This is a genomic window from Pantoea sp. Mhis (assembly GCF_009830015.1).
On sequence record NZ_SZZX01000009.1, the window covers coordinates 1 to 15252 of the forward strand.

At 28.2% G+C, this 15252-nt stretch carries 9 protein-coding genes, 2 tRNA genes and 1 pseudogene; 1 reads left to right on the forward strand and 11 read right to left on the reverse strand.

What is annotated here, in order from left to right:
* Positions 1-588: 588 nt before the first annotated feature.
* The 7 genes from gshA to pncC form a co-directional block, all read right to left on the reverse strand.
* Entirely contained in the window at positions 589-2145 is a 1557-nt protein-coding gene (gshA, locus tag FD727_RS03510; protein ID WP_159938778.1) for a glutamate--cysteine ligase, read from the reverse strand.
* 764 nt (positions 2146-2909) lie between these two features.
* Positions 2910-2983 (reverse strand) — tRNA-Arg (locus FD727_RS03515).
* A 15-nt stretch (positions 2984-2998) separates the two neighbouring features.
* Positions 2999-3088: transfer RNA gene (locus FD727_RS03520), tRNA-Ser, on the reverse strand.
* Between the two features lie 241 nt (positions 3089-3329).
* The gene (gene csrA / locus FD727_RS03525; protein WP_159938779.1) at positions 3330-3515 is read right to left on the reverse strand and encodes a carbon storage regulator CsrA; all 186 of its coding nucleotides are present in this window, start codon (positions 3513-3515) and stop codon (positions 3330-3332) included.
* A 243-nt stretch (positions 3516-3758) separates the two neighbouring features.
* Positions 3759-6389 (reverse strand): alanine--tRNA ligase, encoded by a 2631-nt coding sequence (alaS, locus tag FD727_RS03530; RefSeq protein WP_159938780.1) that lies wholly within the window; start codon positions 6387-6389, stop codon positions 3759-3761.
* Between the two features lie 218 nt (positions 6390-6607).
* Complete coding sequence (gene recA, locus FD727_RS03535; protein ID WP_159938781.1) at positions 6608-7681, reverse strand: recombinase RecA; 1074 nt, start codon at positions 7679-7681, stop codon at positions 6608-6610.
* Between the two features lie 104 nt (positions 7682-7785).
* Positions 7786-8286, reverse strand: a complete 501-nt coding sequence (gene pncC, locus FD727_RS03540) for a nicotinamide-nucleotide amidase (RefSeq protein WP_159938782.1) — start codon at positions 8284-8286, stop codon at positions 7786-7788.
* Between the two features lie 330 nt (positions 8287-8616).
* Here pncC and mutS point away from each other — a divergent pair, with 330 nt between their 5' ends.
* Positions 8617-11190: a DNA mismatch repair protein MutS gene (gene mutS / locus FD727_RS03545; protein WP_236393574.1), complete on the forward strand. Its 2574-nt coding sequence runs from the start codon at positions 8617-8619 to the stop codon at positions 11188-11190.
* A gap of 76 nt (positions 11191-11266) precedes the next feature.
* Here mutS and rpoS read toward each other — a convergent pair whose 3' ends face one another.
* The 4 genes and pseudogenes from rpoS to ispD form a co-directional block, all read right to left on the reverse strand.
* Entirely contained in the window at positions 11267-12265 is a 999-nt protein-coding gene (gene rpoS / locus FD727_RS03550; RefSeq protein WP_159938783.1) for an RNA polymerase sigma factor RpoS, read from the reverse strand.
* A 55-nt stretch (positions 12266-12320) separates the two neighbouring features.
* Positions 12321-12683: pseudogene (locus FD727_RS04195) on the reverse strand (peptidoglycan DD-metalloendopeptidase family protein); the annotation flags it as partial.
* Between the two features lie 1000 nt (positions 12684-13683).
* Positions 13684-14163, reverse strand: coding sequence for a 2-C-methyl-D-erythritol 2,4-cyclodiphosphate synthase (gene ispF, locus FD727_RS03560; RefSeq protein ID WP_304622091.1), 480 nt, complete (start codon positions 14161-14163; stop codon positions 13684-13686).
* The gene (gene ispD, locus FD727_RS03565) at positions 14163-14891 is read right to left on the reverse strand and encodes a 2-C-methyl-D-erythritol 4-phosphate cytidylyltransferase (RefSeq protein ID WP_159938785.1); all 729 of its coding nucleotides are present in this window, start codon (positions 14889-14891) and stop codon (positions 14163-14165) included. The genes ispF and ispD overlap by 1 nt, the downstream gene beginning before the upstream one ends.
* Between the last annotated feature and the right edge of the window lie 361 nt (positions 14892-15252).

Here is a 15252-nt window from a genome sequence, read left to right on the forward strand (position 1 = left end):
ATTATTAATAAATTTATTTATATATTATAAATTAACTAATAAATTAATAGCTCTATGTAAATATAAATACATATTATTAAATAAATTTAGTTGTTAAAATGTTTAGTATTTTGACATAAATCCAAATATATATATATACTAATTCACAGTTTTATGACTAATCAATCACTTTTATATAACATTAGTTCTATTTAAAGATCTATTAAATCTTGTTTATTTTAAAATATCTTTGATATATAGATGATAAAAATAATATAATTGCATCTTTAATAAAAATATTAAAGTTTATTTATTTAAATATAAAAATTTATGAGTAACATTATTAAATAAATACTTTAAAATAAAAGTACTTAATTTAAACAATAATATGTCTGGATAAGCATGAATATAAACATGTTATAAACATATATAAGATAGTAATTCTATTGTTATAAATTATTTTTATAGTTTTTACTGTATTTATAACACAATAGAGCATATACTAATTCACAATTAGTATTCTAATCTAGAAAATATTATAGTTTATAAATTTCAAGTTTATATATAGATTTTATAGTTAAGACATATAATGTCTAAAACATATGGAGTTTAATATTTAACTAAATAGTTATCAAAATCTATTTGGTCATTTAGTTCTAATGTTTGTTGAGCTATAAGAGATTTGTTTACTTGCTTATTAAAATTATCTATAGTTATTATTTCTGGTTGTTCGGTAGATAATTGTTGATGATATTGTTGTGCAAATGCTAATCCTATATTAGTCATACTATTTTTTTTAAGCAACTGCAATATACGTGCAGAATTAGTTAAATCAGGATTATCAAATAACATTACTAATTTATCACAAATACGCTGGTATTGAGTATCGCCTTGATGTTTATCAAGTATTTCGGCACTTTTTCTTAAATCAATAAATAAAGCCTTGCCTACATCTACTAACATATATTCCGTTGCGTTACAACCAATAGTAATAATTTGTCCCGGTTTACGACCTTCTAATACTACTCGATTCCAATTTTTTCTTATACATAATAATTCATCAACAGTCATTTCTTTATTATCAGCTATTGTACACCAAATTAAAAATAGATCTATGAAACGCAATTGATCAGCATTAACACCAATAGCTGAAAAAGGATTAATATCTAATGAACGTATCTCAATATATTCAATACCACCACGTAATAATGCTTCTAAAGGTGTCTCTCCTAAAAGGGAGATACGTTTTGGTCTAATAGGAGAATATAATTCGTTTTCAATTTGCAATATATTAGTATTTAGTTGTAACCAATTACCTTTTAGATCTTTTGTTCCCATAATTACATATTTTTTTAATGGTGTTTTTATTGCTTCCTTTAATATAGAGAGATAACTTTCTAATGAATTAAATGTAATATTTAAACTACTTTGTACTTTACTAGCATAACCTAAATCACTAAGACGTAATGATGTTGCATAAGGTAACCAATATGTACCATACTTATTTCTTTCAAAAGGTAATTTGATTTCTCGTTCTTGCAAGAAAGATGAACAAATTGCTGGAGAAGAACCAAACAAATATGGAATGATCCATCCAAAACGGTAATAATTTCGAATTAAGCGTAGATAACCATTAGAAATGATTATCTTGCTACTTTCATCATCTTTTATATTTTCCCATTGTTGCCAAAAATTTAGAGGTAAAGAAAAATTATAATGTACTCCTGATATTATTTGCATTAATGAACCATAGCGATTTTTTAAACCTCTACGGTATAATGTTTTCATTTTTCCTAAGTTTGAGTTACCATACTGAGCTAACTGAATATGCTCCACATCATCAATAGTACAAGGCATACTAAATGGCCACATCCTTTCTTCTACAAGAAAACGTGCGACATAACGATGTATATCACGTAAAAAAACTAACATTTTATCAATATCTTGATAAACTGGAGTAATAAATTCAAGTAAAGTTTCAGCAAAATCAGTGGTAATCCAATTATGTGTTAACGGGGAACCAAAAAATTTAGGATGTATTGTTTGTGCTAATCTTCCATCAAGGTTAATACGTAAAGTTTCTCGCTCAATTCCACGATTAATACCTTTTAAAATATTAGGATGAGCTTTTAACCAAGATAGTCCCTTTGATACATCTGGGATCACATTGGCCTCCTGATATATGAATAATTTATTCTTTTTAGCATCTATTAACTATAACCTCGAATTTGTATACATTAATGTTGCTATTATATGTTTTTATATTAAACAATAATGAAATAAAATTCTTTATGGATAGGGAGACATAACATGATACGAACGCTAACATACATATATACAAGTTATATAGCATATGTATAAGATATGAATTATTATAAATAATATTACTAAATTTAAAATTATTAATAGATCAAAATAACCATGAGAATAAGTGATTTTTAAATACAAGAAAAATATAAAATATAATATATATCTAAATTAATACTATTAATTATTTCGATATAATTAATTAACAAATAATTGTTATTAGGTAAAATTCATACCTACATATATTTATATAACTAATATACAATTGTATATAAAGACTAAATCTTTTATTAATTTAACATATTGTATAACAACATATTAAATTCCATGAATAATCATAAGTTACGTAAAATAATTGATTATTTATATTTTTTATCATGCGCATAATTTAATAATTATCTAATGTGTGTGAACTCCTATAGGTTATTAATTATGTTCAATATTAATAATTAAAATTGTTGTATAACAACATATAGTCATATTAAAAAAATGAATGCTGAAAATCGAATAGTTTATAACTATTCATACTAACTATTTATATAACTTATATTATTTATTATATTATTGAATTAAATATAAAATAATTGATTCTTTTTTACTATAAGAAGATTACTATTTTATAGTGCATCCAAGAGGATTCGAACCTCCGACCTCTCGGTTCGTAGCCGAGTACTCTATCCAACTGAGCTATGGATGCGTCATTAATAAGTTGTGGTGAAGCGGGGATTCGAACCCCGGATGCAGGTTTTAACCACATACTCCCTTAGCAGGGGAGCGCCTTCAGCCTCTCGGCCACTTCACCATAAATTACTTTTGAGGATAATATATTAAATTTTTGAGTATTAATACACATATATTAACCGTATATATGCTACTTTGCTTCATTAATAAGTCAAGTAATTTTTACTATTATACACATTTGTAGAACATATAAAATTATATATTATTAACCTTAAATAGGTATTAATAGATTATTAAACATGTTATGTTTAATAATCTATTAATATAATAGTGCCTTGCTATTAAGCAAGGCACTTAGTTCGTCAATATCCCTGTATCTGAGTCCTTTCAGCTTGAATGCGCTGATATATCTCTTCACGATGCACTGTTACTTCCCTAGGGGCGTTAATTCCAATACGAACTTGATTTCCTTTAACTCCTAGAACTGTCACAGTTACTTCGTCACCAATCATAAGGGTTTCACCTACACGGCGAGTTAAAATAAGCATTCTTTGCTCCTTGAAAAAGTAAAATAGTCGGTGTTTAACTTAATGCCGACCATATCCATATATAATATTAAACAATGCCTATAATAAATATATTATATATATTTCTCTATAATAATATATCCTATTAGTTAGCTAATTATTTTTCTAGTAATTTTTTTAATAAAAGCATCCATTGTATTAATACAAAAAATTATTTAAAATATTTAAGATAGTTATTTTAACTTTAAAATTATTTGATTGATATCATAATTGATTGTATACCAAGTTATACACGGTGGATGATAAACCAATTAGAATTTGTTGATTAATACCGTTAATTTGAGCGATATCAGCGTTTCCAATACTTTTACATTCCAGTAAATTAACTAATCTATCAATTAGATCATTCGCTTTTATACGATCAATTAAATCTGGAGTAATTCCTGCAATTAATAAAACTTTTCCATTAATAATCGTTGATAATAATATTATAGCTGAACCAAGTTGGTGTTTTAGTCGATTTATCATGAAACGTAACATTTTAGATTCAAAATTTTTTAATGTACTTACCAACAATTTAGTACCTTTAACATCAATTAGTTGATCAATTAATGAATCACTTTCTTTTATAATTTGTAAATTGCGCATTTTTTTTAGTTCTTTATCAACAAAACGTTTTCGTTCAAGTAGTTCATGTACCTTTTCTTTAAGATTATTAGTGTTATTAGATTTTATTAAGTAGGCGATATCATGGAGTTGCTTATTTTGATTATTGACTTGTATTAATGCATTTTCTCCAGTAATGGCTTCAATACGACGTATATTAGATCCTATACTACATTGAGAACGGATAAGGAATAATCCAATATCTCCAGTACGTTTAGTATGTGTACCACCACAAAGTTCAATTGAAAAATCATTTATTGTTATTACACGTACAGATTTAGTATATTTATGCTCAAAAAAAGCCTTTGCACCTTTATTGAGAGCAGCATCAATATCCATGATATCTGCTTTAATAATACAGTTACGACGAATTTGAGAATTAACAATACTTTCAATTTGATATATTTCTTGTAACGTTATAGAATTAAAATGAAAAAAATCAAAACGTAAATAGTTATCTGTAACTAATGACCCCTTTTGTATTACATGTATACCTAAAAATTGATAAAGCGCAGCATGTAACAGATGTGTGGCTGAATGATTACAACAAATCAATTGACGACGGATTTTATCAATTTGTAAAAATACATGATTTCCAACACATAACTTACCTTTAGTAAGTTGACCAATGTGATAAATAGTTTTATTATAACTTTGAGTGTCAGAAATATTAAATTCAATATTATCTCCAATTAAAACACCTATATCACCTATTTGACCTCCAGATTCAGCATAAAATGGTGTTTTATTTAATATAATAATAGCTTTTGTTCCTACATCAATTTGATTAACAAGTTCGTAATTAACAAATATGGCTTGTACTACAGATTTTGTATCAAATTGTTCATATCCTTTAAAATTAGAAACTATATCAGTAGATAACATTTTATTATTAAATTTAAACTTATGTACTTTACGTGCCTGTTGACGTTGCTTTTCCAGAGCAGCATTGAAATTAACTTCATCAATATTTAAATTATGCTCATGACAAACATCAGTGATCATATCTATAGGAATACCAAAAGTATCATAAAGACGAAATACCGTTTCACCGTCAAGAGTGTCGTTTTTTAAATTAGCAATAGTTTTATCTAATTGTAATAATCCACGCTCTAAAGTTTTAGCAAACTGCTCTTCTTCTCGTTTCAGTAAATTTTCAATAAATATTTTCTTATGTTTTAAATTTTCTGCTTCAATTCCCATTACTTGAATTAATGGTGTTACTAATTTATAAAAAAAAGATTCTCGTACACCTAAAATTTTTCCATGTCGTATCGCTCGACGAATTATACGACGTAATACATAACCACGATTTTCATTAGATGGTATTACACCATCAGCTATTAAAAATGCACAAGAACGAATATGATCAGCTACAACAAATAGCGAAGTATTTGTTAAATGGTTATTAACATCAATTGTTTCTGCAATATATTCAATTAACTTAGAAAATAAATCAATTTGATAATTAGAATTAACATCCTGTAATACAGCAGCTATACGTTCTAATCCCATACCAGTATCAATCGAAGGTTTTGGTAATAGCTGCATATTACCATCTTGTTGACGATTAAATTGCATGAATACAATATTCCATATTTCAGTATACCGATTACCATGTGATTCTGCACTACCAGGAGGTCCTCCCCAAATAGAATCACCATGATCATAAAAAATTTCTGTACAAGGACCACAAGGACCAACATCGCCCATTTGCCAGAAATTATCTGATGCATAAGGACTACCTTTATTGTCACCAATACGAATAATACGGTTACTAGGAACCCCAATGATATTATTCCAAATTTTAAAAGATTCATCATCAGTTTCGTAAATAGTAATCCAAAGTTTTTTGCTCGAAAGATTAAACCATTGTTTGCTTGTTAAAAGCTCCCAAGCATAAGCGATAGCTTCTTTTTTAAAGTAATCTCCAAAGCTAAAATTTCCTAACATTTCAAAAAAAGTATGATGACGTGTTGTATAACCCACATTTTCTAAGTCATTATGTTTACCACCTGCACGAACACAACGTTGAGAGGTAGTTGCACGTACATAATTACGTTTATCTTGACCTAAGAAAATTTTTTTAAATTGGACTATTCCCGAATTAGTGAACAGTAATGTAGGATCATCATGAGGTACTAAAGAACTACTAGCTATAATTTTATGACCTTTTTTATAAAAAAAATCGAGGAATGTTTGCCGAATTTGAGCAGTACTTTTAATCATAAATTTCCCAAAATAATAAATACTTAAAATGCTAATTTAAAATTATTTAAATAAATTTAATATAAAATCCTTGGGATTTGAACTACTGTTCATTATATATGAATTACAAAAATATTTTTTTATAAAATATAAGTAATTAACTTTATTGTCTTTTTAGAAAAAAATTACTACTTGAAATAAGTTTATATATATTAAATTAGTAAATATATTGCAAATATTTAACATTTTACATCAATAACTTTATTAGATATATCAGACATATTCGTTAACATTCCCACACTTTCTATGTCAACTGTCTCATTTATTAGAAGTTTATTACGTAATTTTTTATCTATGTCATTTACTATTGATATATGATTCTTAAGAAAATTAGTAGCATTTAATTTTCCTTGACCAATTTTATCGCTACCATAACTATACCAAGATCCAGATTTTTCGATTAATTTATGTTTTACACCTAAATCGATTAATTCACCTAAGGTATTGATACCTTCACCATATATAATTTGAAATTCAGCTTGTTTAAAAGGTGCAGATACTTTATTTTTAACTACTTTAACTCTTGTGTCACTACCTATTACTTCATCACCATCTTTAATCGAACCAATACGTCGAATATCAAGACGAACTGAAGCATAAAACTTTAGTGCATTACCACCGGTAGTAATTTCTGGGCTTCCAAATAATACACCTATTTTCATTCTAATTTGGTTAATAAAAATTAATAACGTATTAGATTGTTTAAGATTACCTGCTAATTTACGCATTGCTTGACTCATCATACGAGCAGCTAATCCCATATGTGACTCACCAATTTCACCTTCAATTTCTGCTTTAGGGGTTAATGCTGCAACAGAATCTACTATGATAACATCAACAGCTCCTGAACGTGCTAGTGCATCACAGATTTCCAATGCTTGTTCACCAGTGTCAGGCTGAGAACAAAGTAAGTTATTAACATCTACTCCTAGTTTTTTAGCGTAAATCGGATCAAGTGCATGTTCAGCATCAATAAAAGCGCAAGTTTTATTTTTACGCTGTGCTGAAGCAATAACTTGTAAAGTTAATGTAGTTTTACCTGATGATTCAGGACCATAAATTTCAACAATACGTCCCATTGGTAAACCACCTACACCAAGCGCAATATCTAATGAAAGCGAACCTGTAGAAATAGTTTCAATATCCATTGAACGATTTTCACCTAATCGCATAATGGAACCTTTTCCAAATTGTTGCTCAATTTGACTTAGTGCAGCAACTAAAGCTTTCTGTTTATTTTCATCGTTTGACATTTTTGCTCCTACAGTATGTCTATGTCAGCTGACAGTAACATTTTATTTTATTATTTATATGTATACTAATGCTAATAGCAGCTATACTGCTTATTTTCATAGTATTAAATTTCATTGACAAAAAATTTTTCATATAAAATATAAAGTGCAAAAATAACACATTGAAAGCGTACTTCATTACGATTACCTGAAAATATATGCTGGTATGTAAATATTTTTTCTAAAGGACCAGCAATTGCAAACCATGTATTACCTACTGGTTTATTTTCCTTGTGATTATAAGGACCGGCAATTCCGCTAACTGCAATTCCATATTCAGCTTTTGCTATTTTGCAGGCACCTTGCACCATTTCTTTTACTGTTTGTTCACTAACTGAACCATAATTCGATAAAGTTATACTTTGTACGCCAACCATTTGTTGTTTAGCTTTGTTACTATATGTAACGAAACCATATTCAAACCAATCAGAACTACCACTAATATCGGTTAATATTTTTGTAATCCAACCACCAGTACAAGATTCTACTACAGTTATTTTAGCATGACGAAGTTTTAGATTGTTCCCAATTATTATGCTTAAGTATTCTAGATATTTATCGTACACCTTATACCTTTTAATTATACACCTATAATATGATCTATAAATTCGTATATTAGAAAACATTTTATGTTACTTTATTTAGATATTATTATATTCTATATTTAAGATAAAAGATATAAAATATCAAGGAGTTATTTATATTAATATAATTAAATTAATAATAAATTAAGTTTTTATTTTTTATAAAAAAAACGATGATTTTAATCGTTTTTAGAAACTATTAAAATAATCTCCTAATGTAATTTAAACTATTGAGTCTTATAAGTTAGACAACTTATATTTTTTATTAAAAGAACATTATTTAATTGATTTAAAGTCAAGATTGGAATGTTAATGAAACAAAAAAAAACAGAAGGAATAGATTTAAATATTCATACACCAATGATACAACAGTATTTAAAAATTAAAGCTGAACATGCCAATATTCTTCTTTTTTATCGTATGGGAGACTTTTATGAGCTATTTTATGATGACGCTAAACGTGCTTCAGATTTACTGGATATTTCATTAACTAAACGAGGTTTTTCAGCTGGTGAACCTATTCCTATGGCAGGTATACCACATCACTCCATTGAAAGTTATTTAGCAAAATTAGTACGGCTTGGTGAGTCTATAGCTATTTGTGAGCAAATTGGTAATCCTTCTTCGAATAAAACTCCAATTGAACGCAAAGTAGTGCGCATTGTAACTCCTGGAACAGTTACTGATGAATCACTTTTACAGGAGCGTCAAGATAATTTAATAGCTGCTATTTTTCAAATAAAAAATACTTTTGGTTATGCTACATTAGATATTGGTTCAGGTCGATTTATCCTGAATGAATTAAATAATGAAGAAGCAATAATTGTCGAACTACAGAGAACTAATCCAGCAGAACTGCTTTATCCAGAAAATTTTCAGTCTATATTATTAATTGAAAATCGTCGTGGATTAAGAAGACGTCCTATTTGGGAATATGAAATCCATACTGCTATACAGCAACTAAATATACAATTTGGTACGCGAGATTTAAGTGGTTTTGGTGTTCAGCATGCATATGTAGCATTACGTGCTGCAGGTTGTTTATTACAATATGTTAAAGACACACAGCGTATTTCTTTACCACATATTAGATCACTACATATGGAATATCAGCAAGATGTTGTAATCTTAGATGCAACTACATTACGTAATCTTGAGATTATTCAAAATTTAACAGGAGGATTTGAAAATACTTTATGTGCAGTATTAGATAAAACTGTTACTCCTATGGGTAGTCGTATGATGAAACGTTGGCTACATGCGCCCTTGCGTAACATTTCAATTATTAAAGAACGACAAGATTCTATCCAAGAATTGGAGTTGCTTGTTGATGGTTTACAACCATTATTATCTCAAATAAGTGATTTAGAACGTATTATATCACGTCTCGCATTACGTAAATCACGTCCACATGATTTAACACGTATGAGAAATGCTTTTAAGCATTTACCAAAAATAAATGATATGCTTATAAATGTTACTGCAAAATTACTTATTAGATTACGTAATCAAATAGGAGATTTTAGCGAATTATATATATTACTTAAAAATGCAATAAATCAATGTCCACCGGTTTTAATACGTGATGGAGGTGTAATTGCAGAAGGATATAATGCTGAACTTGATGAATGGCGTGCATTAGCTCAAGGCGCAAATAATTATATTAAACAACTAGAAATTCAGGAACAAAAAAATTTAGGTATAGATACATTAAAAATTAATTTTAATGCTATACATGGTTATTATATACAAATAAATCGTAGTCAAAGTCACTTAGTACCAATTCATTATACACGCAAGCAAACATTAAAAAATGTAGAACGTTATATCATACCTGAATTAAAAACATATGAAGATAAAATTTTTGTTGCAAAGAATAAAGCACTAGAAATAGAAAAACATTTATATGAAGAGCTATTAGAACATTTATTACTTCATCTTGAAATCCTACAATTAAGTTCTTCATCACTAGCTGAAATTGATGTATTAACAAATTTAGCTGAACGAGCTGTGACTCTTAATTACTGCAGGCCAATATTACAGGAGGATAGTGCTATTTGTATAACCGCTGGACGCCATCCAGTGATTGAGCTTGCTCTTAAGGAACAACCTTTTATTACTAATTCATTTGTAAGCTCAGCACAGCATAGAATGTTTATTATTACTGGTCCTAATATGGGTGGTAAAAGCACTTATATGCGTCAAACGGCTTTAATTGTATTAATGGCTCTGATCGGAAGTTATGTTCCTGCAGAAAAAACACGGATTAGCCCAATTGATCGTATTTTTACACGTATTGGAGCTGCCGATGATGTATCATCTGGACGTTCAACGTTTATGGTTGAAATGATAGAAACAGCTAATATTCTTCATAATGCAACTAAAAATAGCTTAATATTAGTAGATGAAATAGGAAGAGGTACTTCTACTTTTGATGGTTTATCATTAGCTTGGGCATGCGCAGAAGAATTAGCAAATCGTATTCAAGCTATAACACTTTTTGCTACTCATTATTTTGAGTTAACAAAATTACCTCAAAAAATAAAGAATATAATTAATATCCATTTCAATGCCGTGGAATACGAAGATACTATTAATTTTATGCATAGTATACAACAGGGAGCAATAAGTAAAAGTTATGGTGTAGAAGTTGCAATAATGGCTGGATTTCCAAAAGAAGTTATTATAAATGCCAGGATTAAATTAAAAGAGTTAGAAACTCAATCATTTAATACTTGTATATTCAAGAATATAATGGATTTAAAATCTTTTCCATTATTCATGGATAATTCAAAAATTCTTGAAGAAATCAAATCTGTAGAACCAGATTATTTAACTCCTCATCAAGCATTAGAATGGATTTATCATTTAAAATCTATTATATGAATTATATATTATATAATATCGATAATGTTAATAAACAAAGAAGGTGATCTAAGATCACCTTCTTTGTTTATTAACATTATTCTTGGAATAATGCTTCAATATTTAATCCTTGAGTTTGCAAAATTTCCCGTAATCGACGCAAACCATCAACTTGTATCTGGCGAACTCGTTCACGAGTTAAACCAATTTCTCGTCCTACATCTTCTAACGTAGCAGCTTCATAACCTAATAAACCAAAACGACGCGCTAATACTTCACGTTGCTTGGAATTTAATTCGAATAACCATTTAACAATGCTCTGTTTTATATCATCATCCTGAGTTGTATCCTCTGGACCATTATCTTTTTCATCCGCTAAAATATCTAACAAAGCTTTATCACAATCAGTACCGAATGGTGTATCGACAGATGTAACACGTTCATTAAGACGAAACATACGGCTTACGTCATTAACTGGTTTATCTAATTGCTCAGCTATTTCTTCAGCACTTGGCTCATGATCAAGTTTATGTGAAAGCTCACGTGCAGTACGTAAATAAACATTTAACTCTTTCACTACATGAATAGGCAATCGAATAGTACGTGTTTGATTCATTATAGCACGTTCAATAGTTTGACGAATCCACCAAGTAGCGTAAGTTGAAAAACGAAAACCTCTTTCAGGATCAAACTTTTCTACAGTACGAATCAAACCAAGATTGCCTTCTTCAATTAAATCTAATAATGCTAAACCACGATTACTATAACGACGAGCAATTTTTACAACTAAACGTAGATTACTTTCAATCATTCGACATCGAGAAGGAAGATCTCCTCGTAACGCACGTCGTGCAAAAAATATTTCTTCTTCTGCAGTTAATAATGGAGAATAACCAATTTCACCAAGATAGAGCTGTGTTGCATCTAAAATACGTTGTGTCATACTATGAGATAGTAACTCTTCTTCTCCTTCCATTAATTCGTTACTACTCAATTTATTTGCACTAAAAACTTCTTCTTTAGTAAAAAGGTCATCTATTTTTTCTTCAAATTCTGCATTATATAACTCGTTAACTTTTAGTATATCCTGTTCCATAAGTGGATCCTACCCCTGATTCAAGGGAAGAACACCAAGGTTCTGCCGAATTATCTTATCTTTGCGCTAAATAACGCAAAGGATTTACAGATTTACCCTTGTAACGAATTTCAAAGTGCAATCTTACTGAATTAGTTCCAGTTCTACCCATAGTAGCAATTTTTTGTCCAGCTTTAACTTTTTGTTGTTCCCAGACTAATATAGTATCGTTATGAGCATAGGCACTTAAATAATTATTATCATGTTTTATGATAATTAAATTACCATATCCTCTAAGTGCATTGCCTGCATATACTACCTTTCCTAATGCAGTAGCAACAATAGGTTGTCCATATAAACCAGCAATATCAATCCCTTTATTTCCTCCTTCCGTAAGAGAAAAATTATTAATTATTTTTCCATTAGTTGGCCAATACCAATTAGTCATTATTTTTTTACTATTTATAAAATGATTACTTTTAAAGGGCATAGCAAAAGATGAAATATTTGTTATTGCATGTAATTTCTCTTTTGAAGGAAGATTTTTTTTACTGAATTGATTAATTGAAATATTAGAGTTTGTAATCAAAGGTTGTTGTACAACAGCACTTAACTTAATATTCATCGAATTATGCAAAGTAAACAAGTTATTACATGTTATGTTCTTTTTAACAGTTACACCAAGAGTAATGCTATTATTATACATAACTAAATTACAGTTATCTAGAATATTACGTTTGTTGCTGTTAATGATATTATGAGAAGTAGAAACACAACATGTAATATTATTCAATTTTTTTTTATTTAAAATGCCGATCATAGTATCGTTTTTTAATAAATTTAAATTATTAGCATTTAGTTTGTTAATTTTAGAATGCAAATTTTCATTAAAAACACAACTGATGAAATTGAAAGGTACTAATAAAAAAATTATTAGACGATACAATTGCAATAATTTACTTCCTATGCTCATTAAGCAACTTCTCTACTTCTAAAAGGTTTTAGTTTGCTTATAGCAAATGTACATAACACAAAAATTTAATGTGTTTTTATTTTTTTTTATCTATATAAAAATATTTAGCTAAAGTTAAGCTAATTTCGTTAAATAACATACTTAATATTAAGTATGTTATTTATAAAATAAAACATTTTTAAAATGTTACTTTATTTTTTTAGTTATTATCATATTAAATATAATTTCTTGTAGTAGATACAGCATATATCATAAAAACTATATATGAATTTTAAAATAATTATGTATTTAATACATTGATTTTTATAATTAAAACTATATTTAGAATTTATTACTTTAATTAATTACAATAAATAGTGTTTAATTAAATATACTTTAATATATAAATCTAAACTATTTGATTAATTTCAATTTTTTAAAATTAAAGATAATAAACTTATAAAGTTATATATATAATTCATTATACCTAATTTGAATTTTTCATCAATAATGCAACAGCCTCACAAGCAATGCCTTGGCCACGTCCAATAAAACCTAACTTTTCAGTAGTAGTTGCTTTAATATTAATGTTATCTATTCTACAGTTCAAGTCTTTAGAGATCTTAATGCACATTTGAGGAAAATATTGCAGCATTTTTGGTTTTTGAGCAATGATAGTAATATCAATATTACCTATACTATAATCATGATATTGAAGAATATTCCAAATTTGTCGCAATAAAATACGACTATCTACATTTTTGAATGCAGAGTTGGTATCAGGAAATAATCTACCTATATCTCCCATTGCAAGAGCGCCAAGAAGAGCATCAATTAATGCATGCAAAGCTACATCCCCATCAGAATGAGCAATAAAACCTTTCTCAAAAGGTATAAATACTCCTCCAATCACTAAGGGAGATTCAGAACCAAAAGCATGTACATCAAAACCATGACCAATACGTATCATTTAGATTTTAATTCTTCTGATTGAAAACGATTTAAATAGAAATTAGCTATTGCTAAATCTTCTGGTTCGGTTACTTTGATATTATCACGATGACTATTTATTAGTATAGGATTATAACCACAATATTCAATCGCTGCAGCCTCATCTGTAATTTTTGCACCTTCATTTAGTGCCTGTGTTAAGCACTTTTTTAATAAATCATAACGAAATAGTTGTGGTGTTAGTGCTTGCCATAAATCTTCACGAGCAATGGTATGTGAAATAGTATTTTGATTAGGATTACTACGTTTTATAGTATCATGTATTGGAATTGCTAAAATAGCACCTATTTTATTATACGATCTTATTGCTAATAAACGAGTTAAATCGTCTAAATGCACACAAGGACGTACTCCATCATGCACTAATACCCACTCACACTTCTCCATCATTTTTAATCCTATTAGGACCGATTCTGCTCGTGTTGATCGACCCGTAACACGTAATATACGAGAATCTTTTGCAATTGCTAATTTATCAAACCACACATCATCTTTACTTAATACTACTACTGCTTTTTTGATTTTTGGATGCGAAAATAATCTTGTTATACTATGTTCCAATAAAGTATATTTGCCAACAGTTAGATACTGCTTTGGAAAAATGGATTGCATACGATTACCAATACCAGCAGCAGGTACTAATGCAATTACATCATTGTAATAATAGTAGGGAATAGCACTCATAATTTTTACTATATAATTTTATGGTTTTATTTAAGTTGATTTTTCTACTTTTTGACATAAAAAATTAGAAAAATCCCTTAGTTTTAATCATATCTAATTAATTGCATGTTACTTATTAAGTAATTTCATGAATTTTATTATTATGTCCATTAATTTCAGCTAATAATTGGCGATTAAAACTTTAAATTTAACGTTGTTCTATAGCAGCATATTTTTACTAATATAAATATACAAGCATAAATACCATTTTCACCGTACCATAGAGAATATTGAAGGTAAACCAAATAAAATATATAATAATGTAAGTTTAGACACTATATGTTGTATAAATTGTTAGATTAAAACTTTTAAGTTACAAGAT